This is a genomic window from Brevundimonas sp. M1A4_2e, from assembly GCF_053345555.1.
In genome coordinates, this window is the sequence record NZ_JBKFAI010000004.1 from 175,937 (window position 1) to 198,257 (window position 22,321).

The following is a 22,321-nucleotide window of genomic DNA, read 5'->3' on the forward strand; positions in this document are numbered from 1 at the left end:
GGCGGGGAGCCGTCATAACGCCTCGGCGCGGACGAGGCTGCACGCCCGCGCGAAAGTCTAGACGAGCATCAACCCCATGCGCACCAGGGCCGACAGGCTGTCGGCCTCCATCTTGGCCATGACCTTGGCGCGGAAGACCTCGACCGTGCGCGGGCTGATCTTCAGCTGCAGCGCGATCTCCTTGTTGGACAGGCCCGCGATCAGGGCGTCGAAGACCTGGCGCTCGCGCGGGGTCAGCCGTCCCAGCCGCATCTGCGCCGCCTGACGGGCCTGCTGGCGCTGGTCCAGATCGTCCATCCGGTTCAGACAGGCGCGGACGGTCTCGATCAGGCGCTCAGGGTCGAACGGCTTTTCGATGAAGTCGACGATGCCGGACTTCATCATCTGCACCGCCATGGTGACGTCGGCGTGGCCGGTGATGACGATGATGGGCCAGGCGTTGCCGCGCAGCTCGATCAGACGGCGCACCAGCTCGGCGCCGTCCATGCCGGGCATCCGCACATCGGTGATGACGCAGGCGGCGGCGTCACCGGGCAGGGCGGCGAAGAAGTCGGCGCCTCCGGCGAAGCCGCGCGCCCGCACGCCGTCGGCCCGCAGCAGGGCCAGCAGGGAATCCCGGACGGCGTCATCATCGTCGATGACGAAGACGGAACGGCTCATCGCGAACCTCCCTCGTGGCGGCGCAGGGCGAAGGCGAAGGCGGCGCCGCCCAGCGACGGACTGCGGCGCGCCGACAGAGCGCCGCCGTGACGCTCCACTATGGTGCGCGTGACCGATAGCCCCAGCCCCATGCCGGCCGACTTGGTGGTGGTCAGGGGCTGGAAGATGCGCTCGGCGTCCGCCTCAGCGATGCCGGGCCCGTTGTCCTCGACGCTGATGCGATAGACGGGCCCCTCGACCCGGCCGGTGACGCTGACGACCGCGCCGTCGGGGCGCTCCGCCGCCGCCTCGACCGCATTGCGCACCAGATTGACCAGAGCCTGCTGGAACTGGATGCGGTCGGCGCGGACGTCGTCGTCCTCGGCCTCGGCGTCGAGGCGGACCTCGACCTTCTTGTCCTGGCCGATCATCTGCAGAATGGGCGCCAGATCCTCGATCATCGAAGAGACGCGCTCGCGCCCCAACACGCTGGTTTCAATGGTCAGAAGCTCGCGCATGCGGTGGATCAGCTTGCCGGCGCGAAGCAGTTGACCCTTGGCCAGGTCCAGCGGGGGCCGGGCGGGCTCGGCGACGGGGCCGGCCTTGAGCATTTCCGCCTGGCTGGCGTGCATATAGGCGGTGGCGGCGCTGAGCGGCTGGTTCAGCTCGTGAGCCAGGGTGGCGGCCATCTCGCCCAGGGAGTTCAGCCGCCAGACCTTGTTGAGCTGGGCGTGCAGTTCGCGCGCCTGCGCCTCGGCGGCGTGCGAACGGGTCAGGTCGGTCAGGGCCAGGGCGACTTGCTCCACGCCCGATCCGCCGGGGCCGGGGGTGGGCGGTATCAGGCCGAAGCGCAGGCTGAGCGGAAAGGTCGAGCCGTCGGCGCGGCGGCCGGTCCAGTAGCCGCGACGCGCTTCCAGCTGGCCCGCCTGGTCGTTGGCTTGGTGGACGGCGTCCATGTCGAACTCGGCCGTCAGATCGGAAAAGGGGCGTCCCATCGCCGCCTCGCGCGGCAGGCCGAACAGGGCCACCGCGGCGCCGTTCATCCGCTGGATCAGGCCGTCCCGGCTGAGGGTGAGGGCGGGGGTCGACAGGAAGGCGGCGTGCAGCATGGCGTCGCGCGCGGTCAGCTGGCGCGCCATGTCGCGGTCCTGACGCCAGGCGGCGATCAGGCTCAGAATCGACAGCAGGGTTAAGGCCAGCGCGATCACGAGTGCGGGGCGCGTCGGGGTCCACGCAAACGCCAGGGCCAAAACCAGACTGGCGCCCGTCAGCGTCGAGAACGCCAGAGCCGCAGCCCAGGCGTGGGGTTTGCGATGCGCGGCGACGGGGCGGCGGTCCAATGCGGAATAAATGGAAAGTCCTCCTCGCGCCCCCCGACCAAGGTCGGGATCCTTCATAACAGCGTTGTCAGAATCGAGACGTCGGGGCGTTCTAAATATTCGTTGAGAATGTTGCAATCAGCGCCCGTGATCAGCGCGACCATAGAAACCGCCGTTTCTCAAAATAACGATGATATCAGCCGTCTTGTTAACGCTATTGCTTAACTCTACAGTCTCGACGCTGGAGCGTCATGTCGTCTGCAGATGTCGATCTTGCGGTTGCAGCGTCCCTTGTCGGGACATGCGGACTTATACGTAGGCGGCAGTTTACGATTCCATACGGAAATGCCGGGCAAGACGGTCTCGCTTAAAAGAGGTCCGAATGCCCTTTCATGTTTCAGCCCCCCGCCAGAACGGCGTGCGCGGGCTTTGTACGGCGGCTCTGGTCGCGGTCGCCTGTGCTGCTGGCCCGGCGACGGCGCAGTCCGTCGATGGCCGCTGGAGCGGCCAGCTGGGCCTCGCCAGCGAATACGTCGGCAAGGGATTGGGCAAGAGCGCGGGCGATCCCAGCCTGAACGGAACGCTGGAGGCGTCGTACGGCGATCTCTACGGCAGCGTCTTCGCCTCGACCGCCCGCCTGTCTCAGGGGTCGGACGCCGAGATCGTCGCGGCTCTGGGCTGGCGGCCCAGGGCGGCGGGCTTCGCCTTTGACCTGTCGGTGATGAACCGCGACCTGCCTGGGACGCGGGCCGGCGTCGACGCCAACTATTGGGAATATCAGGCGGACGTCTCGCGCAGGATCGGGCGCGTGTCCGGACGTCTGCGCGTCAACTACACGCCCGACGGCTTCGCCGCGACGCGGCAGGCCTGGTGGATCGAGGCTCAGGCCGCCGCGCCGCTGGGCCCGCGCGCCCGGGCCTCGGCGGCCTTCGGCGTTCGATCGGCCGACGGCGGGGCCGACTACAACGCCTGGAACATGGGCGTGAAATACAACCTGAGCGAGCGATGGGCGATCGACGCCCGCTGGTACGACACCGACAGCCACGCCCTGGGCGAGAACTACGACGGGCGCCTGGTGGGGGCGCTCAGCTTCAACTTCTGATCGAAAGCCGGTTTCGGCTCTCAAGAGAATCTTCACGGGGGAAGAGTTAGATGGACGCCATGTTGAGCGACCTGAAGATCGAAAAGAAACTGATGGCGGCCTTTGCGGTCGTGATCCTGGCCATCGTCGCCATGGGGCTGACGGTGTTTTTGCAGATCAATGCGCTTGATGCGGCGCGGACGGATCGTTCGCGCGCGGGCGTGGTCCAGCGCGAGGCCGAGGCGGCGCAATTCTATCTGGCGCGTCAGGAGGCCAGCTATCGCGGCTTTCTAGTGTCGCGCGACCCCTATTATCTTCAGCGTGTCGAAGAGCATCGCAAGAGCTTCAACCAGAGCCTGGACCGGCTGGTCCAGTTGGACCGCTCCAGCGCGGCGCAGGCGCGCGCGGCCCGCACGGCGGCGGACGAGTGGAACAAGCAGGTGGTTCAGCGCGGCCGGGTCATGGTCGCCGATCAGGCGGGCTGGATGCAGGCCATCGCCATGGTCGGCCGCGACGGCCAGGCCGACAAATTCATCGATCCGGCGGAAAGCGCGCTGGATGGCCTGATCGAGAAGAAGGTTCAGGAAAGCCGCCTCTATGGCGAGAAGCAGGTAGCGGCCGCCAAGACGGCCCGCATGGTGCTGATCGGCGGCCTGCTGCTGGCGCTGGCGCTGGCGGGCGGCATGGCGGTGATGCTGACCAATGTCCTGGCCAAGCCGCTGACGGCGATGACGACGGCCATGCGCCGCCTGGCGTCGGGCGACACCTCCGTTCCGGTGCCGGCCGCCGGCCGCAAGGACGAGGTCGGCCAGATGGCCGCCGCCGTCCAGACCTTCAAGGACGCCGCCATCGCCAAGGACGCTCTCGAAGCCGAGACCGCCGCCCAGCGCCGCGCGGTCGAGGAAGAGCGCGCCCGCGTCGAAGCCGAAAAGGCCAGGGCGGCCGAAGAGGACCGCGTCGCTATCACCGCCCTGGCTGAAGGCCTGAATGCGATGGCGGCAGGCGATCTGACCTACCGGATCGACGTTCCCTTCGCGCCGAAGGCGGAACAGCTGAAGGCTGACTTCAACGCGGCCATTTCGCAGTTGGAGCAGGCCGTGGCCGTGGTGGTCGACAACGTGGCCGCGATCCGCTCGGGCTCGGGCGAGATCAGCCAGGCGTCGGATGACCTGTCGCGTCGCACCGAACAGCAGGCCGCCAGCCTGGAAGAGACCGCAGCGGCCCTGGATGAAATTACCGCCACGGTGAACCGGACCGCCGACGGCGCCCGTCAGGCGTCCCGCGTCGTCCAGACGGCGCGCAATGAGGCCGAGGCGTCGGGCGCAGTGGTCAGCGACGCCGTCGCCGCCATGACCGCCATCGAACAGTCCTCCAACCAGATCGGCGCCATCATCGGCGTGATCGACGAAATCGCCTTCCAGACCAACCTTCTGGCGTTGAACGCGGGCGTCGAGGCGGCGCGTGCGGGCGACGCCGGGCGCGGCTTCGCCGTGGTGGCTTCGGAGGTGCGGGCGCTGGCCCAGCGCTCGGCCGACGCGGCCAAGGAGATCAAGACCCTGATCACCGCCTCGGGCCGCCAGGTCGAGCAGGGGGTGGCCCTGGTCGGCCAGACCGGCCAGGCCCTGGGCCGCATCGTCGCCGAGGTCGCCGAGATCGACGGGCTGATGTCGGAAATCTCGGCCTCGGCCCAGGAGCAGGCGACCGGCCTGCAACAGGTCAATACCGCCGTGAACCAGATGGATCAGGTCACCCAGCAGAACGCCGCGATGGTCGAGGAATCGACCGCCGCCAGCCATTCCCTGGCTCAGGAAGCCGACGTCCTGGCCGCCTCGGTGGCGCGTTTCAAGGTCGCTCAGGGCGCCAACGGGGTCGCGGCCCCGGCGCGCGTTTCGGCCCCTCCGTCGCAAGGCCAGTCGTCGCCGTTCAAGGCGAAGCCGGCGCCGGTCGCGGCGGACGTTGCGCCGGCCCGCACGCCCCAGCCGGTGGCCGAGACGGTCGCCGCCCTGAAGACGATGGGACGCGGCGGCGCGGCCCTGAAGGCTGAAATCATCGAAGACGGCTGGGAGGAGTTCTGATGGCGGCTGTGGTCGTTCTGGCCCCGGTTCTGGACCTGCGCGCGGCCGAGCCGCTGAAGGGCGAACTGCTGGCGGCGCGCGGTCAGGCCCTGACGCTGGACGGTTCGGCCGTCGAGCGGCTGGGCGGGCTGTGCCTTCAGCTGCTGTTGTCGGCGATCCGCACCTGGCGCGCCGACGGCCAGGCTTTGACCTTCGTCAATGCCTCCGAGGCCATGACGACCCAATGGAGCGCCTTCGGCGCTTCGCTCTCCGACCTTTCCACACAGGACGCCCTGCAATGACCAAAACCGTTCTGACCGTCGACGATTCACGCACCATGCGCGACATGCTGATGCTGGCGCTCAAGGATGCGGGCTATCGCGTGGTCCAGGCCGAGGACGGCGTCCATGGCCTGGAGGTGCTTCAGGCCGAAAGCCCCGACATCGTCATCACCGACATCAACATGCCGCGCATGGACGGCTTCGGCTTCATCGAGGGGATGCGGGCGGACCCGGCGTTCAGCGCCGTGCCCGTGCTGGTCCTGACGACCGAGAGCGACGCCGCCAAGAAGCAGCGCGCCCGCGAGGCCGGGGCCACCGGCTGGATCGTCAAGCCGTTCGATCCCGTGCGTCTGGTCGACGCCGTGCGTCGCGTGGCGGCGTAAGAAAAAAGGGGCGCGGGGCGATGAGCGACGATCCGTTCGAGGCGATCAAGGCGACCTTCTTTCAGGAGTGCGAGGAGCTGCTCGCCGATCTGGAAGGCAATCTGCTGACGCTGGAGTCCGGTTCGACGGACATCGAGGTCATCAACGCCGTCTTTCGCGCCGTTCACTCGGTCAAGGGCGGGGCGGGGGCCTTTGGGCTGGAGGACCTGGTCCGTTTCGCCCACGTTTTCGAGACGCTGATGGACGAGCTGCGCTCGGGCCGCAAACCGTGCGACGATGCGACCGTGAAGACCCTGCTGCGCGCCGCCGACGTGCTGGCCGACCACGTCGCCGCTGCGCGCGGCGCGGGCGCGCCCGTCGACCCGGCGCGTTCGGCCGGACTGGTCGCCGAGCTTGAGGCCCTGACCTATGGCGGCGCCGCCCCGGTCGCGGCCGTCGAGCCGGAAGAGGATGACTTCGGCTTCACGCCGGTGGCCATGGATCTGGGCGCGTTCGAAGCGCCGGCGGGCCTGCCGGATCTGGCCGATCTGCCGCCCTTGCCGGATCTGGCGGCCTTGGCGCCCCTGCCTGATCCAGCGCCTCTGCCTGACCTGTCGGCCCCGGCCGCGGCGGGCGGCTGGAGGATCGTCTTGCGCCCGCATCCGCGCCTGTACGCCAGCGCCAATGAGACCGGGCTGTTGCTGCGCGAACTGGCCCGTTTGGGTCCGACGCGGGTGCAGCTGGACGACAGCGGCGTGCCGCTGCTGGACGCGCTGGAGCCGACCGACAGCCATTTGATCTGGACCATCGAACTGGACGGCGACGCCAGCGAGGCCGAGGTGCGCGAGGTCTTCGACTTCGTGGAGATGGACTGCGACCTGAGCATCACGCCGCTGTCGGGCGAGGGCCCCGCCGAGGCTGCGCCTGCGGCTGCTGGGGCGCAAAGCGACGCCTCGGCCCTGGCCCGCGCGGCGTCGTCGGAACTGGATATCGCCGCCCTGCTGGCCTCGGTCGGCGCCGCGCCGACGGAGGCGCCTGCCGCTGTCGTCGCCCCGCCTGTGATCGCCCCGCCTGTGATCGCCGCGCCTGAACCTGTCGCGCCGTCGCCGGTCGTCGCCAAGCCTGCGCCGGCCGCTCCGGCGCCTGTGCAAGCGACGCCCGCCGCCGCCGCGCCCGTGACCATCCGCGTCGATCTGGAGCGGGTCGATCGCCTGATCAACGCGGTCGGGGAACTGGTCATCCAGCAGGCCATGCTGGCCCAGCGCGTGACCGAAAGCGGTCTGGCCCGTTCGTCCGACATCGGCCTGGGCCTCGAAGACCTGGAGCTGCTGACGCGCGAGATTCAGGACAGCGTCATGGCCATCCGCGCCCAGCCGGTGAAGTCGGTGTTCCAGCGGATGCCCCGCCTGGTGCGCGAGGCGGCCGAGGCCACCGGCAAGAAGGTGAAACTGGTCACGTCCGGCGAGGACACCGAGGTCGACAAGACCGTGATCGAACGCCTGTCCGATCCCATCACCCACATGCTGCGCAACGCCATCGACCACGGGCTGGAAGGGCCGGACGAGCGTCTGGCGGCGGGCAAGCCGGCCGAGGGGACGGTGCGTCTGGCGGCCCTGCACCGCTCGGGCCGGATCGTCATCGAGATTTCCGACGACGGCAAGGGCATCAACCGCCCGCGCGTCAGGGGCATCGCCGTCGAGCGCGGCCTGATCGCCGAGGACGCCATCCTGTCGGACGACGAGATCGACAATCTGATCTTCCTGCCCGGCTTCTCGACCGCGACCGAGGTGTCGGACCTGTCGGGCCGGGGCGTGGGCATGGACGTGGTGCGCCGCTCGATCCAGTCGCTGGGCGGGCGCATCTCGATCAGCTCCGTGCCGGGCAAGGGCTCGACCTTCACCCTCAGCCTGCCGCTGACCCTGGCCGTGCTGGACGGCATGGTGGTCGGCGCGGCCGAACAGACCCTGGTCGCGCCCCTGGCCGCCATCGTCGAGAGCCTGACGCCGAACGAGGCCGACATCCATTACGTCGGCGGCGTCGATCCGGTGCTGCGCTTCCGCGAGGCCTTCGTGCCGCTGGTGGACGTCGGCTTGGCCATGGGTTTCCGCGACGACCCCACGGTCCTGAAGGGCGGGGTGGTGATGATCGTCGAGACCGAAAGCGGCCAGCGCGCCGCCCTGCTGGTCGACGCCATCCACGGCCAGCGCCAGGTCGTCATCAAGAGCCTGGAATCCAACTACCGCCACGTCGAGGGCGTGGCCGCCGCCACCATCTTGGGCGACGGCCGCGTGGCCCTGATCCTCGATATCGACGCCCTAGTGACCGCCAAGCGTTCCCGAACCCCGTCGCGTTCCGACCTGCAAATGGCGAGCTGAACCATGACCCACATTGACCACATTCTCCCCCCCAACGTCGCCGGGACCGATCGCGAACTGATCGCCTTCCGCATCGGCGAACAGGAATTCTGCGTCGACATCATGAGCGTGCGCGAGATCCGCGGCTGGACCCCGGCCACGCCCCTGCCCCGCTCGCCCGCCTATATGAAGGGCGTCATCAACCTGCGCGGGGTGGTGCTGCCGATCATCGACCTGGGCGCGCGTTTCGGCCTGCAGACCGGCGAGCCGACCGAGCGTCACGTCATCATGGTGGCCCATGTGGGCTCGCGTCTGGTGGGCCTGCTGGTCGATGCGGTGTCGGACATCGTGCAACTGTCGGACGCGGCCATCCAGCCGACCCCGGACGTGGCCAGCGATCATGTGAAGTCCTTCGTGAAGGGCATCTTCGCCGTCGAGGGCGGCCGCATGATCAGCCTGATCGACCTGGATCACGTTCTGCCGGAAAGCGAGGCCGAAGCGGCATGACGACCGTCGCCGGGCGGGGGGCTCTGGTCGAAGGCGAGTTCGTCTTCACGGCCGAGGATTTCCGCCACATCGCCCAAACCCTGCACGCCCACGCCGGCATCGCCCTCAGCGAAGGCAAGGCGGCGCTGGTCTATTCGCGCCTGGCCAAGCGCCTGCGCCTGCTGGGGCTGCGCAGCTTCCGCGACTACTGCGCCCTGATCGACGGGGCGCAGGGCGTGGACGAGCGCCAGGCGATGATGGCGGCCCTGACCACCAACGTCACCCGCTTCTACCGCGAGCCGCACCACTTCGGTCACCTGCGCGACAAGGTGATGCCGGACCTAGCCGCCAAGGCGCGCGCGGGCGGGCGCGTGCGCCTGTGGTCCGCCGCCTGCTCGAACGGGCAGGAGCCCTATTCGATGGCGATGACGGTGCTGGACGTCCTGCCCGAGGCGGCCGATCTGGACGTGCGCATCCTGGCCACCGACATCGACCCCAACATGGTCGCCGAGGGCGCGGCGGGCGTCTATTCCGACGACCTGCTGGCCCCCGTCCCGGCGGCGTCGCGGCGGCATTTCGAGCCGGTGGCGGGCGCGCCCGGCCGCTTCAGCGCCGATGCGGCCCTGCGCCGTCTGGTGACGTTCAAGGAGCTGAACCTGATCGGCGACTGGCCGATGCGCGGCCGCTTCGACGTCATCTTCTGCCGCAACGTGGTCATCTATTTCGACGACGCGACCCAGGAGCGCGTCTGGGGCCGGTTCACCCCGATCCTGAACCCCGGCGGCGTCCTCTACATCGGCCATTCCGAGCGGGTGACGGGTCCGGCGGCGCAACAGCTGCAGCCCGCCGGCCTGACCACCTACGTCAAGGGAGCGGGGGCGTGAGCGCGGTCTCGGTCCTGGTGGTGGACGACAGCGCCACCATGCGCAGCCTGATCAGCGCCGTCCTGCGCCGCGATCCTGAGATCAATGTGGTCGGCACGGCCGCCGATCCGCTGGAGGCGCGCGCCAAGATCAAGGAGCTGAACCCCGACGTCATCACCCTGGACGTCGAGATGCCCAACATGAACGGGCTGGAGTTCCTGGAGAAGATCATGCGGCTGCGGCCCATGCCGGTGGTCATGGTCTCGACCCTGACGCAGGCGGGGACCGACGTGACCCTCGCCGCGCTGGAGGTCGGGGCGGTGGACGCCGTGGCCAAGCCCGCGCCGGGCGTGCCGGTTCAGGAAGCCTTCGGCGATCTGGCGGAAAAGGTGAAGGTCGCCGCCCGCTCGCGCGTCCGTCCTCTGGAGACCCGCGCGGTCCAGGGTCATGAGGGCGCCTATCACGCCGACCCCAACCATGTGCTGGCCATCGGTTCGTCCACCGGCGGGGTCGAGGCCCTGCTGACCATCCTGTCGGCCTTCCCCGCCGACTGCCCGCCGACGCTGGTGACCCAGCACATGCCCGCCAGCTTCACCAAGAGCTTCGCCGCCCGCCTGAACAAGGCCTCGGCCGCCGCGGTCAGCGAGGCCGAGGACGGCGCGCCGCTGAAGCCGGGCCATGTCTACATCGCGCCGGGCGGGGACGCCCACCTGGTCGCCTCGGGCGGACGCTGCCGCCTGATCGCCGCCGATCCGGTCAACGGCCACCGCCCCTCCGTCGACGTGCTGTTCGGCTCGGTCGCCCAGCTGGGCCGCCCGATGACCGGCGTCATCCTGACCGGCATGGGCAAGGACGGAGCCAAGGGCCTGCTGGCCATGCGCCAGGCCGGCGCCCGCACCCTGGGCCAGGACGAGGCGTCCTGCGTCGTCTATGGCATGCCGCGCGCGGCCTTCGAACTGGGCGCCGTCGAGCGCCAGCTGCCCCTGTCCCGCATGGCCCCCGCCATCCTCGAATCCTGCGCCGCCCGCACGGCCGCGCCCCAGTCTGTCGCGTAAGGACGTTCATGCCCGCCGCCTCCGCCATCCGCACCCTCGTCGTCGATGATCAGCTGACGATGCGCTCGCTTGTCCGCGCCAGTCTGCAGCAGATCGGCGTGCGCGACATCGAGGAAGCGCCCGACGGCGAGGCGGCCCTGCGCTCCCTGTTGGTGCAGCCGGTCCATCTGGTGATCTCGGACTTCAACATGCCGAATCTGGACGGGCTGAGCCTGCTGCGCGCCATCCGGGCGCATCCGCCGCTCTCCAAGACGGCCTTCATCATGCTGACCGGCCGGGCCGACCGCGAGCTGGTCCAGCGCGCCGTCCAGTTCGGGGTGAACAACTATCTGGTGAAGCCCTTCACCACCGCCCAGCTGAAAGAGAAGCTGGAAGCGGTCTTCGGCCCGCTGACGTGACCGGCGCGGCGGTCCAGGAGCCGGTCGAGCGGCGCGTGCACGTGGGGCAGGGCGATCACTATGTGTCGTCCGATCCCGACGTCGTGCTCACGACCGTCCTGGGCAGCTGCGTAGCCCTGTGCCTGCGCGACCCGCAGGCGGGGGTCGGGGGGATGAACCACTTCCTGCTGCCAGAAGGCGCTGGGGCCGACCGGGGAGCCAGTCGCCGCTATGGCGCCTATCTGATGGAAGTCCTGATCAACGATGTCCTGAAGGCGGGCGGTCGCCGCGACCGGCTGGAGGCCAAGCTGTTCGGCGGCGGCCGTATGTTCGACGCCCTGACCGACATCGGGTCGGCCAACGCCGACTTCGCCGAGAAATTCCTGGCGGACGAGGGCATTCCCGTCGTCAGCCGCAGTCTGAGGGGCGCCGGCGGGCGCCGTATTCACTATTGGCCGGTCAGCGGTCGGGCGCGTCAGCGCGTGGTGACGGACGGCGCCAGCCTGCCGCCCGCGACGCCGCCGCCGACGCCTGTCGCTGCCGGGGATCTGGAGCTGTTCTGATGGCTGAAACAGACAATCGCGACCTGCTGGCCGCCATGGCGGCGGAGCTGTCGGACATCCGCGCCGAGATCGAGGCGGCGGGCGGGCTGGTGTCCGAGGTGCTGCGCCAGCTGCCGGCCGAGACGCGGCTGGGCTATCTGACGCGCAGCCAGAGCTTCGACGTCCTGTCCCAGCGCATCGAGGCCCTGGCCGGACTGGCTCAGGCCGTGGCCGAGGAGCAGCCGATGGACACCGCCCTGGCGGCTCTGCCTTTGGCCGAGATGGCCGAGCGGATGCAGGAGACGGCCCACCGCGCCCGCCCCTCGGCGGCGCCCGCTGACGATCCGAACGCGGCGTCCGGCGCCTCGGCGCCGGGCGTGCTGCAACTGTTCTGAGCGATGGCCGACGACCGCATCAATCTGGAGCAGTCGACGGTGCTGCTGGTCGACGACACGCCGCAGGCATTGGACATGCTCGGCTCGATCTTTCAGGGCTTCGGCGTCAAGGAGCAGATCAAACGCCCCTCGGCCGTCGAGGCGGTGAAGCTCCTGCAACAGCGTCCGGTCGATCTGATCGTCATCGACTGCGGCGACCCGGAGATGGACGGCTACGCCTTCACCCGCTGGCTGCGGCGCGAGACGCCTGCGCCGATGCGCTACACGCCGGTCATCCTGGTCACCGGCCACGCCTCCCAGTCCAAGGTGCAGGAAGGCCGCGACTGCGGCGTCAGCTTCGTCATCACCAAGCCTCTGACGCCGGCCGTGCTGTTGAAGCGCATCCTGTGGCTGGCGGGCGATGAGCGCGAGTTCGTCGAGTGCGCGACCTATGTCGGTCCCGATCGGCGCGTCCGTAATTTCGGCCCGCCGGTGGGCATGACCGGGCGCCGCAAGGGCGACCTGTCGGCTCACGTCGGCCACGCCGTCGAAGAGAATATGGATCAGGCCGATATCGACATGCTGCTGAAACCGCAGAGGGTGTCCCTGTGAGCGAGCCTGTGATCACCCGGATCAAGACCTCTCTGGCGCAGCAGATGGCCCAGCCGGGCGGCCGGACCCTAAGCGATGTTCAGCGCCGCGCTGACGAACGGCTGGGCCGCCACAAGGCCGAGGTCATGGCCGAGATCGAAGCCGCCGTTGCGAGGCTGGAAAGCCTGTGCGCAGGACGGCCGCAGGCGTCCGGCGCCGAAGTCTATCGTCTGGCGTCGCGCGTGGTGGACCTGGCGGGCTTCTTCGACACCGGGCCGCTGTTCGACGCGGGCTACAGCCTGGCCGATACAGTCGACCGCATGACGACGGCGGCGGCCTGGGACTGGCCGCCGGTGCAGGTGCACGTCCAGGCGCTGCGGCTGATCCTCAACGCCGGCTGCGAACGCAATGCGGCGACGCAGCAGTTGCTGAACGGCCTGAAGGCCGTGGCGGCGAAGGCAAGAAGCTAGGCCCTTCTCCCCTTGTGGGAGAAGGTGGCTCGCGGAGCGAGACGGATGAGGGGTGTCGACGCGAAGCCTGGCCATTGTTGACTGAGGCCGACGCCTTGTCCGGATAATGAGGCGCTAGCACCCCTCATCCGAGCGCCTTGCGGCGCCCACCTTCTCCCACAAGGGGAGAAGGATTTGTGCGTGTTATCGCCTCAGAATGAATCAGCGGCCGTATCGCGCGATGCCCAGGTCGGCCGTCTCGATATCGGGCGTCTGGCCGCTGATCAGGTCGGCGATGACGCGGGCCGAGCCGCACGCCATGGTCCAGCCCAGCGTGCCGTGGCCGGTGTTCAGGAACAGGTTGTCGATCTTGGTCTTGCCGATGACCGGCGTGCCGTCCGGCGTCATCGGGCGCAGGCCCGACCAGTAGCTGGCCGCCTTCAGGTCGCCCGCGCCGGGGAAGAGCGAGCCGACCGAGTGTTCCAGCGTATTGCGGCGGCGCTCGGGCAGGGCGTCGGAGAAGCCGGCGATCTCGGCCATGCCGCCGACGCGGATGCGATCGCCCAGGCGGGTGATGGCCACCTTGTAGCTCTCGTCCATGATGGTCGAGACCGGGGCGGCGGGCTCATTGATGATCGGGGCGGTGATCGAATAGCCCTTCACCGGATAGACCGGCAGGGTCATGCCCAGCGGCTTGACCATCATCGGCGAATAGGAGCCCAGCGCCAGCACATAGGCGTCGGCCGTGACCACGCCCTTGTCGGTCTTGACCCCAGTGACGCGGCCGCCCTCGGCGATCAGGCCCTGGATGGTCGTGCCGTACTGGAAGGTCACGCCCTGCGTCGCGGCGGCGTGGTCGGCCAGGGCGACGGTGAACTTGAAGCAGTCGCCCGTCTCGTCGCGCGGCAGGCGCAGGCCGCCGACGAACAGGTCGCGCGTGGCCTTCAGGCCCGGCTCGGCGGCGATGCAGCCGTCCTGGTCCAGCACTTCGAACGGCACGCCGCCTTCGCGCAGGACCTCGGTGTCCTTGTAGATGCCGTCCAGCTGCTTCTGCGTGCGGAACAGCTGCAGCGTGCCCTGGGTGCGATGGTCGTACTGAAGGTCCAGTTCCTCGTTCAGCGCCGTCTGCACCACCTGGCTGTAATCGGCCAAACGCACCATGCGCGCCTTGTTCAGCGCATAGCGGGCCGAGGTGCAGTTGCGCAGCAGGGCCAGAAGCCAACGCACGGTCGGGGCGTTGATCTGCGGATGCAGGATCAGCGGCGCGTGGCGCATGAACAGCCACTTCACCGCCTTGGCGGGAATGCCGGGCGCGGCCCAGGGCGACGAATAGCCGGGCGAGATCTCGCCGGCGTTGGCGAAGCTGGTCTCCAGCGCCGGACCGCTCTGGCGGTCGATGACGGTGACCTCGTGCCCCTGGCGGGCCAGGTAGTGGGCGGTCGTCACGCCGATCACGCCGGCGCCGAGGATTGCGATCTTCATGGGTCTTGACCTTGCGCGAACCAGACGCGTGGCTCCCTAGACCAGATTTTGCGCCCTTCGCGCAAGCCGCAGTTTGTGTGCGCCGCAATATCGACAGGCTTGATAAGGACTGCCTGTGTTCGGCCAATCACTGTCGATTATTTGCTCAGCATATTGAGCAAGCGCGTCGGGTCGGCGTCAGGAGGATCGGGTCGGGTCCGTCAGGGGCTCTCCATAGTGGCGGTCGCCGTGCAGATTGGCGGCCAGGGGGACGGTGGTGCGCTCGATCATGCGGTGCACGACGGGCTTGTCCGGTCCCTGGTGCAGGGCGCGGATGCCCTCGTTGATCGCGGCGTCGGCGTGGGTGATGCGCTGGTTGTGCCGGATGTAATCCAGCCAGGTCGGCGTCTGATATTTCTCGACCCAGATCTCAGGCTCGGCCAGGTCGCGCATCACCCGCCATTGGCGCGCGCCGTCGCGGCGGCGGATGCGGCGCCGCTCGTCCATCAGCGCGAGGAAGGCGTCGATGTCCTGCTCGCGGATGCGATAGGCGATGGAGACGATGATCGGCCCGCTGCGGGGCTCTATCGCCAGGGTGGTCTGCGGCTCGGTCCAGCGGCGCAGCAGGTCCATGTTCAGGTTGGCGGTCGAGGGCAGCGGCACCCTCAGGCCGATCAGCACGCAGAGCACCAGCACCCCGGCCGAGACCGCCAGGGCGATATCGACGCCATAGGCCTGGGCCAGCGCCCCCCACAGCCAGCTGCCGCCGGCCATGCCGCCGAAGGCCGCCATCTGGTAGAGCGACAGCGCTCGCGCCACGACCCAGCGCGGCACCGACATCTGCACCGTGACGTTGAAGCTGGACAGCACCAGCACCCAGCCCGCCCCGGCCAGCATCAGCGCCGGCAAGGTGACCGCCAGCCAGGGGATGTAGCCCAGGCCGAGCGCAGCCGCCGCAAACACCAGGGCGGCGACGCGGACGATGGTCTCCGTCTCGTATTTGGCGCGCAGCCGGCCGACGAACAGGGCGCCGCCGACCGCGCCCACGCCGAACGAACCCAGCAGCAGGCCGAAGGCCAGCGGACCGCCGCCGTTCTCGCGCGCGACCACGGGCATCAGGGCCTGGACCGCGCTGGCGCCCACGCCGAACACCACGGCGCGCAGCAGCACGGCCGTCACGCGCGGCGACAGGAAGGCGTAGCGCACGCCCCCGGCCATGGCCGCCAGCAGGCCTTCGCGCGGCAGGGTCTGCTTGGGCCGCTCGGGCTTCCAGCGGAACAGCACGAACAGCAGGCCCAGGTAGCTGACGGCGTTGACGGCGAAGGCCGCCGCCGCTCCCGCCGCCGCCACGATCAGGCCGCCCAGCGCCGGGCCGACGCTGCGGGCCATGTTGAAGCCCATGGAGTTGATGGTCACGGCCCCGGCCAGGTCTTCACGCGGGACCATGTCGCCGACCGACGCCTGCCACGCCGGGCCGTTGAAGGCGACCCCGCAGCCGATCAGGAAGGTGAAGGTCAGCAGCACCCAGGGCGTGATCCAGCCCATCCAGGTCATCGCCGCCAGCCCCGCCGAGACCAGCAGCATGAAGGTCTGGGCCGCCAGCATGATCTTGCGCCGGTCCACCGTGTCGGCCAGCGCCCCGGCCGCCAGCGACAGCAGCATGATCGGCAGGGTGACCGAGGCCTGCACCAGGGCGACCATCTGGGCCGAGGCGATGGAGGTCATCATCCATGCGGCGCCGACCGACTGGATCAGCCCGCCGAAATTGGTCACCAGGCTGGTGATCCACACCGCCCGGAAGATCGGGTGCCGCAGCGGCGCTAAGGCCGAGGGCCGGCCGGGCGGGACGGGCGCGGGGCCAGAGGGGGGGGCGGAGGAGGATGCGTCGGCGGTTGAACTCATGCCTGACGGCTCCTCGCATCGGCGACCGGGGCATCGGCGACCGGGGCATGGGCGACCGGGGCATGGGCGATAGAGAGCAGGCGAGAACCAACGACGACCATGCGGTCAATCCACACGGCTTCGGCGGGGGAAGCAAGCCGGTAAGCGGTCACTTGGGGTTCCGGATTATTGGCGTCGCGGGGGCAGCGACGGGACGCTATAGGAAGGCCGTGACCGACCCAGCCGTTCCCTCTCCGCCGCCTTCGGCCCCCTTCGCCGTGGCGGCCCTGTATCGTTTCGCGCCCGTCGCCGACCCGGCGGCCCTGCGCCTGCACCTGCTCGACCTGTGCGGAAGCCAGGTGCGCGGCACCCTGCTGGTGGCGCATGAGGGCATCAACGGCACCATTGCGGGGCCGCAGGCCGCTATCGCCCGCGTCATCGAGGGCGTGCGCGCCTTGCCCGGGTTCGACCGGCTGGAGCTGAAATATTCGACCGCCTCGGCCATGCCCTTCCACCGCATGAAGGTGCGCGTGAAGGCCGAGATCGTCACCATGGGCCAGCCTGACATCGACCCGGTCGAGGGCGTCGGGACCTATGTCTCGCCGCAGGACTGGAACGCCCTGATCGCGGACCCCGACACCGTCGTCATCGACACCCGCAACGATTACGAGGGCGAGATCGGGGCCTTCGAAGGCGCGGTTCAGCCCAACACCCGCACCTTCCGCGAATTCGCCGACTGGTTCCGCACCGAGGGCCGCGCCCTGCTGGACCGACCGACGCCGCCCAAGGTCGCCATGTACTGCACCGGCGGCATCCGCTGCGAAAAGGCCACCGCCTTCCTGAAGGCCGAGGGGGTGCGCGACGTGCACCATCTGGAGGGCGGCATCCTCAAATATCTGGAGACGGTGCCCGAGCCGGAAAGCCTGTGGCGCGGCGAATGCTTCGTCTTCGACGAGCGGGTGGCCGTGGGGCACGGACTGGTCGAGGGCGAGCACAGCCTGTGCCGCGCCTGCCGCATGCCGGTCAGCCCCGAGGGGCGACGCTCTGCGCGTTATGTCGAGGGCGTGGCCTGCGATCGCTGCTGGGACGACCGCGATGCGGCTCAGCGCGAAGGCTACGCCGAACGGCATAAGCAGGTGGAGATCGCCCGCGCCCGTGGCGTGGCGCACGTGGGGACGACCTTAGCCAACCCTCTCCCCGCGGGAGAGGGCTTGAGCCTCCAAGAGCCAAAGGCGATTGGCTAAGGCGAAAGGGTGAGGGGCTTGTCCCGTCAGTCGGCGCAAGCCGTGGCGCGACTGCATCACCCGCCAACCCTCACCCTTTGGCTGCTACGCGCCGCCCTGCGGGTCGCGCAAGAACGATCGCTGCGCTCTCGTGCGCTCAAGCCCTCTCCCATCGGGAGAGGGTCGCCGCCGTGGCCCGCCCGTGCCATCCTCCCCGTCTCGCTGAATACGGAGGCCGGCCATGTCCCCCTTGCGTCCCGTCGAGCGGCTCGACACCCATGAGGTGATCAATCAGGTTCCCCCGCTGGAGGACGTCGACCTGTTCAGCGGCGACCGGGCCCTGCACGACGCCGTGCGCCATTGGGGCGGGGCCGGGCATGTCGAGCGGCTGACCGATCTTGGCCGCCGCTGCGGCTCGGCCGAGGTGATCGACTGGGGCGTGCAAGCCAATCGGGTCCCGCCGGTGCTGGACACCCACGACCGCTACGGCCGCCGCATCGACGAGGTGACGTTTCATCCGGCCTATCATCAGCTGATGGATCTGGGGCTGGGCGCGGGGTTGGCCGCCAGCGCCTGGGACGGGACGCCGAACGGCCATCTGCTGCACGCGGCGATCCTGTTCCTGACCGGGCAGGCGGATTCGGGGACCAGTTGCCCCATGACCATGACCTACGCCTCGGTCGCGGCGCTTCAGGCCGACCCGGCGGCGGGCGAGCCGTGGATCAAAGGCGTGCTGTCAGGCCGTTACGACCCGGCCGTGCGCCCGGCGGGCGAGAAGGCGGGCGTGACGATCGGCATGGCCATGACCGAGAAGCAGGGCGGCTCGGACGTGCGCGCCAACACCACTCGGGCCGAGCCGGTCGGCGAGGACGGCTGGTATGCGCTGACCGGGCACAAATGGTTCTGTTCGGCGCCGATGTGCGACGCCTTTCTGACGCTGGCCCAGGCGCCGGGCGGGCTGACCTGCTTCATCCTGCCGCGCTGGCTGCCGGACGGGACGCGCAACGCGGGGTTCCGCGTCATGCGGCTGAAGGACAAGATGGGCGACCGCTCCAACGCCTCGTCCGAGGTGGAGTATCACGGCGCCCTGGCTCAGCGGCTCGGCGAGGAGGGGCGCGGCGTCGCCACCATCATCCGCATGGTGCAGCATACGCGGCTGGACTGCGTGGTCGGCTCGGCGCTGCAGATGCGCGGCGCGCTGGCGCAGGCGGTGTGGCACGCCGCCCACCGCACCGCCTTCCAGAAGCGGCTGATCGACCAGCCGATGATGGCCGCCGTCCTGACCGACCTGGCGGTCGAAAGCGAGGCGGCGACGGCTCTGTCGATGCGGCTGGCGGCGACCTTCGATACCGACGACGCCGTGGGGCGCCTGCTGACGCCGGTGGCCAAATACTGGGTCTGCAAGCGTGCGCCGAACCTGGTCTATGAGGCGATGGAGGCGCTGGGCGGCGCCGGATACGTCGAGACGGGGCCGATGCCGCGCCTGTTCCGCCAGTCGCCGCTGAACGCCATCTGGGAAGGCTCGGGCAACGTCATCGCCCTGGATGTCTTGCGCGCGGCGGGGCGCGAGCCAGAGGCCGTCCAGGCCCTGCGCGACTGGCTGGCGTCGCAGGCGGGCAAGTCCGCCGACTACGACCGCTTCATCGCCGGGCTGGACGTGACCGCGCACGAGGCCGGGGCGCGGCTGGCCGTCGAGCGGCTGGCGCTGGCGGCCCAGGCGGCGGCCCTGCTGGAAATGGACAGTCCCTCGGCCGAGGCCTTCATCGCCCTTCGCCTGCGCCCGCGCGGCATGGCCTATGGGGCCTATGAGGTCGAGGTGGACCAGCGGGCGGTGCTGCAACGGGCCATGCCGGCCTGAATGTCCGAAAAGGGGGGCCGGAAAGGACGAAGGCCTCGCGGGGGCTCCGCGAGGCCTTCGATGGTGGAGCTTAGCGGAGTCGAACCGCTGACCTCTTGCATGCCATGCAAGCGCTCTACCAACTGAGCTAAAGCCCCGTGCCGTATCGGCTGGGTTATGTGATCGACCGCTCCAGACGGAAAGTCTGGAAAGGACGAAGGCCCCGCGGGCGTTCCGCGAGGCCTTCGATGGTGGAGCTTAGCGGAGTCGAACCGCTGACCTCTTGCATGCCATGCAAGCGCTCTACCAACTGAGCTAAAGCCCCGAACCTTTCGGTCGGTCCCGCCGGGGAGTGACAATGTCGCCCCCCGGCGAGGCGCGGAAACTAGGTCAGGCCGTTTTGAAGATCAAGCGGGTCTGACACATTTTTTTCCGCTTATTTTTCTGACCTTTGCCGCTTAGTCGTCGTCGCGCGACGGCTTGGTCAGCTCTTCTTCGAGGTCGTCTTCGTCTTCGTCTTCGATGAAGGGCACGGAATCGTCGTCGTCATCGTCAAGAACGTCGTCGTCGTCGTCGCCGTCGGCCGTGCCCATGCCGGCGTCGTCGGCGCCGGGTTCGCCGTCGTCGTCATCCGGCGTCAGGATCGGCTCGTGGCCTTCCTGGTCGATCTCGGGCGTGGAGCCTTCGACGTCCTCTTCATCCTCTTCGGCGTCGGCGGACTTGTCGGCGACCTGATCTTCGGCCTCCTCTTCGTCAGCGGCGAAGCCGGCGCCGCGACGCGCGCGGCGGCTGCGGACGGCTTCTTCCATCGGGTCGAACTCGGTGTCACACTTGGGGCAACGGGCCGGGCGACGGTTCAGATCGTAGAATTTGGCCTGGCAGTTCGGGCAGACCTGCTTTTGGCCCAGTTCGGGATTGGCCACGTGATTAGACCTTCGGCGGGTTTAAGGGGAAAAATCGGAAATAGGGCGGCTCCCTTGCCACTGGCGGGGGCCGCTGTCAAAAGCCTTCTTTTCCGCGCGTTTCGCGGCCCTCCTGACAACCGGAGCCTGCATCAGGGTGAGCACTCCCCAGACCTTCACCGCGTCCCCCGTTTCAGGCGTCAATTCAGGGCTCAAGGGCGTGGTCCGCGCGCCCGGCGACAAGTCGATGTCGCACCGCGCCCTGATCTTCGGCGGCATGGCCGAGGGCGTGACCGAGATCGAGGGGCTCCTGGAGGGCGACGACATCCTGGCCACCAGCCGCGCCATGCAGGCGTTCGGCGCGTCGGTCGAGCGCCTTGGCCCGGGGCGCTGGCGGGTGCAGGGGCGCGGGCCGCTGCGCTCGCCGGACAGCATTATCGACTGCGGCAACGCCGGGACGGGCGTGCGCCTGCTGATGGGGGCGGTCGCGGGCTATGAACTGACCGCGACGTTCGACGGCGACGCCTCCTTGCGCAAACGGCCGATGAAGCGCGTCACCGGGCCGCTGGCCGACATGGGCGCGCGCTTCGACTGGAACGCGGCCGAGGACCGGGTGCCGCTGACCCTGCACGGCGGCGGGCTGAAGGGCGTGACCTTCGTCCAGAGCGTCGCCTCGGCGCAGGTGAAGTCGGCCATCCTGCTGGCCGGGCTGAACGCGGCGGGCGAGACCGTCGTGGTCGAGCCGGAGAAGAGCCGCGACCACACCGAACGGATGCTGCGCGCCTTCGGCGCCGAGATCGAGGTGACCGAGGAGGGCGAGGGCTGGCGCATCCGCCTGCCGGGCGGCCAGAAGCTCAAGGGAACGCACGTCGCCGTGCCGGGCGACCCGTCCTCGGCCGCCTTTCCGCTGGCGGCGGCCCTGATCACGCCGGGGTCGGAGGTGACGGTCGAGGCGGTGATGCTGAATCCCTTACGCACCGGCCTGTTCCAGACCTGGATCGACATGGGCGCGGACCTGACCATCGCCAACCGCCGCATGGCCGGGGGCGAAGAGGTCGGCGACGTCACCGCTCGCCACTCGGCGCTGAAGGGGATCGTGGTTCCTGAAGACCGCGCCGCCTCCATGATCGACGAATATCCGATCCTGGCGGTGACCGCCGCCTTCGCGGAAGGCGCGACCGTCATGCGGGGCATCGGCGAGATGCGCGTCAAGGAAAGCGACCGCATCGCCCTGATGGCGTCGGGTCTGTCGGCCTGCGGGGTCCAGGTAGCAGAAGAGCCGGAGGGCTTCATCGTCACTGGCGCCGTCGGGGTCGGCCCGGTGAAGGGCGGCGCGACCGTCGACACCGCTCACGACCACCGCATCGCCATGAGCCACCTTGTGCTGGGCCTGGCCGCTGAACAGCCCGTCTCGGTCCGCGACCCCGAGATGATCGCCACCAGCTTCCCCGGCTTTGTCGAGATGATGAACGGGCTGGGCGGGACGATCGCCCAAGGAGACGCGGCATGAACCTTGTCATCGCCGTCGACGGCCCCGCCGCCTCGGGCAAGGGCACCATCGCCGCGCGTCTGGCCGCCCACTACGGCCTGCCGTATCTGGACACCGGCCTGCTGTATCGCGCCGTGGGCCTGGCGGTGCTGGACGCGGGCGGCGACCTCGGCGACGCCGAGACGGCGGCCAAGGCGGCGCGGGCGCTGGATCTGGCCAGCCTGAGCGACAACCCCCGCCTGACCGATCGCGGCGCGGGCGAGGCGGCCAGCCGCGTGGCCAGCCATCCGGGCGTGCGTGCGGCCCTGCTGAAGCTGCAGCAGGACTTCGCGGCGCAGGCGGGCGGGGCGGTGCTGGACGGGCGCGACATCGGCACGGTGATCGCGCCGGGCGCTCCGGCCAAGCTCTATATCACCGCCAGCCCCGAGGTGCGGGCCGAGCGCCGCTGGAAGCAGCTGACCGCGCGCGGCGAGGTCATCGCCTTGGACGACATGCTGGACGATATCCGCCGCCGCGACGCCCGCGACGCGGGCCGCGACGACGCCCCGATGGTCCAGGCGGACAACGCCGTCTTGCTGGACACGACCGATCTAGGTATAGAGGCCGCCTTCGATGCGGCCCGCCGTATCGTCGAGGCGGCGCGAGCCAGGGCCGGGATCTGATCCCGCCGGGCGAATCCAACGCTCCGATCTCCTCGACGG

At 69.4% G+C, this 22,321-nt stretch carries 22 protein-coding genes and 2 tRNA genes; 17 read left to right on the top strand and 7 right to left on the bottom strand.

Going from position 1 to position 22,321, the window contains the following annotated elements; all coding sequences use genetic code 11:
* Positions 1-57: 57 nt before the first annotated feature.
* Both ACLBV5_RS10215 and ACLBV5_RS10220 read right to left on the bottom strand, forming a co-directional pair.
* Complete coding sequence (locus ACLBV5_RS10215) at positions 58-660, bottom strand: response regulator transcription factor (RefSeq protein WP_025977955.1); 603 nt, start codon at positions 658-660, stop codon at positions 58-60.
* The gene (locus tag ACLBV5_RS10220; protein ID WP_447605622.1) at positions 657-1,979 is read right to left on the bottom strand and encodes a two-component system sensor histidine kinase NtrB; all 1,323 of its coding nucleotides are present in this window, start codon (positions 1,977-1,979) and stop codon (positions 657-659) included. Before ACLBV5_RS10220 ends, ACLBV5_RS10215 begins: the two co-directional genes overlap by 4 nt.
* A 361-nt stretch (positions 1,980-2,340) precedes the next feature.
* Between ACLBV5_RS10220 and ACLBV5_RS10225 the strand changes: the two genes are divergently transcribed.
* Genes ACLBV5_RS10225 through ACLBV5_RS10285 form a run of 13 tightly spaced genes read left to right on the top strand, consistent with a single transcriptional unit; the run spans position 2,341 to position 12,848 of the window.
* On the top strand, positions 2,341-3,060 hold the full coding sequence (locus ACLBV5_RS10225; RefSeq protein ID WP_447605623.1) for a TorF family putative porin: 720 nt from the start codon (positions 2,341-2,343) through the stop codon (positions 3,058-3,060).
* 50 nt (positions 3,061-3,110) lie between these two features.
* Positions 3,111-5,114, top strand: coding sequence for a methyl-accepting chemotaxis protein (locus ACLBV5_RS10230; RefSeq protein WP_134581572.1), 2,004 nt, complete (start codon positions 3,111-3,113; stop codon positions 5,112-5,114).
* Entirely contained in the window at positions 5,114-5,395 is a 282-nt protein-coding gene (locus ACLBV5_RS10235) for an STAS domain-containing protein (RefSeq protein WP_025977951.1), read from the top strand. The genes ACLBV5_RS10230 and ACLBV5_RS10235 overlap by 1 nt, the downstream gene beginning before the upstream one ends.
* The gene (locus ACLBV5_RS10240) at positions 5,392-5,757 is read left to right on the top strand and encodes a response regulator (RefSeq protein WP_003169188.1); all 366 of its coding nucleotides are present in this window, start codon (positions 5,392-5,394) and stop codon (positions 5,755-5,757) included. The genes ACLBV5_RS10235 and ACLBV5_RS10240 overlap by 4 nt, the downstream gene beginning before the upstream one ends.
* Positions 5,758-5,777: 20 nt before the next feature.
* Positions 5,778-8,111, top strand: coding sequence for a chemotaxis protein CheA (locus ACLBV5_RS10245; protein ID WP_447605624.1), 2,334 nt, complete (start codon positions 5,778-5,780; stop codon positions 8,109-8,111).
* A gap of 3 nt (positions 8,112-8,114) precedes the next feature.
* Positions 8,115-8,597: a chemotaxis protein CheW gene (locus ACLBV5_RS10250; protein WP_447605625.1), complete on the top strand. Its 483-nt coding sequence runs from the start codon at positions 8,115-8,117 to the stop codon at positions 8,595-8,597.
* Entirely contained in the window at positions 8,594-9,460 is an 867-nt protein-coding gene (locus ACLBV5_RS10255; RefSeq protein ID WP_447605626.1) for a CheR family methyltransferase, read from the top strand. Before ACLBV5_RS10250 ends, ACLBV5_RS10255 begins: the two co-directional genes overlap by 4 nt.
* The gene (locus tag ACLBV5_RS10260) at positions 9,457-10,494 is read left to right on the top strand and encodes a protein-glutamate methylesterase/protein-glutamine glutaminase (RefSeq protein WP_253123298.1); all 1,038 of its coding nucleotides are present in this window, start codon (positions 9,457-9,459) and stop codon (positions 10,492-10,494) included. The genes ACLBV5_RS10255 and ACLBV5_RS10260 overlap by 4 nt, the downstream gene beginning before the upstream one ends.
* An 8-nt stretch (positions 10,495-10,502) precedes the next feature.
* A complete protein-coding gene (locus ACLBV5_RS10265; protein ID WP_025977947.1) occupies positions 10,503-10,892 on the top strand; it encodes a response regulator in 390 nt (129 codons plus the stop codon).
* Complete coding sequence (locus ACLBV5_RS10270; protein ID WP_025977946.1) at positions 10,889-11,434, top strand: chemotaxis protein CheD; 546 nt, start codon at positions 10,889-10,891, stop codon at positions 11,432-11,434. Before ACLBV5_RS10265 ends, ACLBV5_RS10270 begins: the two co-directional genes overlap by 4 nt.
* On the top strand, positions 11,434-11,808 hold the full coding sequence (locus ACLBV5_RS10275; RefSeq protein ID WP_447605627.1) for a hypothetical protein: 375 nt from the start codon (positions 11,434-11,436) through the stop codon (positions 11,806-11,808). The genes ACLBV5_RS10270 and ACLBV5_RS10275 overlap by 1 nt, the downstream gene beginning before the upstream one ends.
* 3 nt (positions 11,809-11,811) lie before the next feature.
* Positions 11,812-12,399: a response regulator gene (locus ACLBV5_RS10280; protein ID WP_025977944.1), complete on the top strand. Its 588-nt coding sequence runs from the start codon at positions 11,812-11,814 to the stop codon at positions 12,397-12,399.
* Positions 12,396-12,848, top strand: a complete 453-nt coding sequence (locus tag ACLBV5_RS10285) for a chemotaxis protein CheE (RefSeq protein WP_447605628.1) — start codon at positions 12,396-12,398, stop codon at positions 12,846-12,848. The genes ACLBV5_RS10280 and ACLBV5_RS10285 overlap by 4 nt, the downstream gene beginning before the upstream one ends.
* Before the next feature lie 201 nt (positions 12,849-13,049).
* On the opposite strand, the gene ACLBV5_RS10290 is transcribed toward ACLBV5_RS10285, so the two are convergent.
* Both ACLBV5_RS10290 and ACLBV5_RS10295 read right to left on the bottom strand, forming a co-directional pair.
* Positions 13,050-14,333: a D-amino acid dehydrogenase gene (locus ACLBV5_RS10290; RefSeq protein WP_447605764.1), complete on the bottom strand. Its 1,284-nt coding sequence runs from the start codon at positions 14,331-14,333 to the stop codon at positions 13,050-13,052.
* 153 nt (positions 14,334-14,486) lie between these two features.
* Positions 14,487-16,190 (bottom strand): MFS transporter, encoded by a 1,704-nt coding sequence (locus ACLBV5_RS10295; protein ID WP_025977941.1) that lies wholly within the window; start codon positions 16,188-16,190, stop codon positions 14,487-14,489.
* A gap of 209 nt (positions 16,191-16,399) precedes the next feature.
* On the opposite strand from ACLBV5_RS10295, the gene trhO reads away from it, so the two are divergent.
* Together trhO and ACLBV5_RS10305 are read left to right on the top strand one after the other, a co-directional pair.
* Positions 16,400-17,413 (top strand): oxygen-dependent tRNA uridine(34) hydroxylase TrhO, encoded by a 1,014-nt coding sequence (trhO, locus tag ACLBV5_RS10300; protein ID WP_447605629.1) that lies wholly within the window; start codon positions 16,400-16,402, stop codon positions 17,411-17,413.
* Positions 17,414-17,633: 220 nt separating this feature from the next.
* Positions 17,634-19,250: an acyl-CoA dehydrogenase family protein gene (locus tag ACLBV5_RS10305; protein ID WP_447605630.1), complete on the top strand. Its 1,617-nt coding sequence runs from the start codon at positions 17,634-17,636 to the stop codon at positions 19,248-19,250.
* Positions 19,251-19,311: 61 nt separating this feature from the next.
* On the opposite strand, the gene ACLBV5_RS10310 is transcribed toward ACLBV5_RS10305, so the two are convergent.
* From ACLBV5_RS10310 to ACLBV5_RS10320, 3 genes are all read right to left on the bottom strand, one after another.
* A tRNA-Ala gene (locus ACLBV5_RS10310) sits at positions 19,312-19,387 on the bottom strand.
* A gap of 91 nt (positions 19,388-19,478) precedes the next feature.
* A tRNA-Ala gene (locus ACLBV5_RS10315) sits at positions 19,479-19,554 on the bottom strand.
* A gap of 133 nt (positions 19,555-19,687) precedes the next feature.
* Positions 19,688-20,152 carry a TIGR02300 family protein gene (locus tag ACLBV5_RS10320; protein WP_025977938.1) on the bottom strand — a complete coding sequence of 155 codons (465 nt, stop codon included), beginning with the start codon at positions 20,150-20,152 and terminating at the stop codon, positions 19,688-19,690.
* Positions 20,153-20,288: 136 nt separating this feature from the next.
* Here ACLBV5_RS10320 and aroA point away from each other — a divergent pair, with 136 nt between their 5' ends.
* Positions 20,289-21,641, top strand: a complete 1,353-nt coding sequence (aroA, locus tag ACLBV5_RS10325; RefSeq protein ID WP_317236574.1) for a 3-phosphoshikimate 1-carboxyvinyltransferase — start codon at positions 20,289-20,291, stop codon at positions 21,639-21,641.
* On the top strand, positions 21,638-22,282 hold the full coding sequence (cmk, locus tag ACLBV5_RS10330; RefSeq protein WP_303705643.1) for a (d)CMP kinase: 645 nt from the start codon (positions 21,638-21,640) through the stop codon (positions 22,280-22,282). Before aroA ends, cmk begins: the two co-directional genes overlap by 4 nt.
* Positions 22,283-22,321 lie beyond the last annotated feature (39 nt).

Bases quoted from the DNA above. Each gene is read 5' to 3' on its own strand.
- ACLBV5_RS10245 (WP_447605624.1), top strand. From the start codon at position 5,778: ATGAGCGACGATCCGTTCGAGGCGATCAAGGCGACCTTCTTTCAGGAG.
- ACLBV5_RS10215 (WP_025977955.1), bottom strand. From the start codon at position 660: ATGAGCCGTTCCGTCTTCGTCATCGACGATGATGACGCCGTCCGGGAT.
- ACLBV5_RS10280 (WP_025977944.1), top strand. From the start codon at position 11,812: ATGGCCGACGACCGCATCAATCTGGAGCAGTCGACGGTGCTGCTGGTC.
- ACLBV5_RS10225 (WP_447605623.1), top strand. From the start codon at position 2,341: ATGCCCTTTCATGTTTCAGCCCCCCGCCAGAACGGCGTGCGCGGGCTT.
- ACLBV5_RS10255 (WP_447605626.1), top strand. From the start codon at position 8,594: ATGACGACCGTCGCCGGGCGGGGGGCTCTGGTCGAAGGCGAGTTCGTC.
- ACLBV5_RS10265 (WP_025977947.1), top strand. From the start codon at position 10,503: ATGCCCGCCGCCTCCGCCATCCGCACCCTCGTCGTCGATGATCAGCTG.
- cmk (WP_303705643.1), top strand. From the start codon at position 21,638: ATGAACCTTGTCATCGCCGTCGACGGCCCCGCCGCCTCGGGCAAGGGC.
- ACLBV5_RS10235 (WP_025977951.1), top strand. From the start codon at position 5,114: ATGGCGGCTGTGGTCGTTCTGGCCCCGGTTCTGGACCTGCGCGCGGCC.
- ACLBV5_RS10275 (WP_447605627.1), top strand. From the start codon at position 11,434: ATGGCTGAAACAGACAATCGCGACCTGCTGGCCGCCATGGCGGCGGAG.
- ACLBV5_RS10295 (WP_025977941.1), bottom strand. From the start codon at position 16,190: ATGAGTTCAACCGCCGACGCATCCTCCTCCGCCCCCCCCTCTGGCCCC.
- ACLBV5_RS10230 (WP_134581572.1), top strand. From the start codon at position 3,111: ATGGACGCCATGTTGAGCGACCTGAAGATCGAAAAGAAACTGATGGCG.
- ACLBV5_RS10250 (WP_447605625.1), top strand. From the start codon at position 8,115: ATGACCCACATTGACCACATTCTCCCCCCCAACGTCGCCGGGACCGAT.
- ACLBV5_RS10305 (WP_447605630.1), top strand. From the start codon at position 17,634: ATGTCCCCCTTGCGTCCCGTCGAGCGGCTCGACACCCATGAGGTGATC.
- ACLBV5_RS10240 (WP_003169188.1), top strand. From the start codon at position 5,392: ATGACCAAAACCGTTCTGACCGTCGACGATTCACGCACCATGCGCGAC.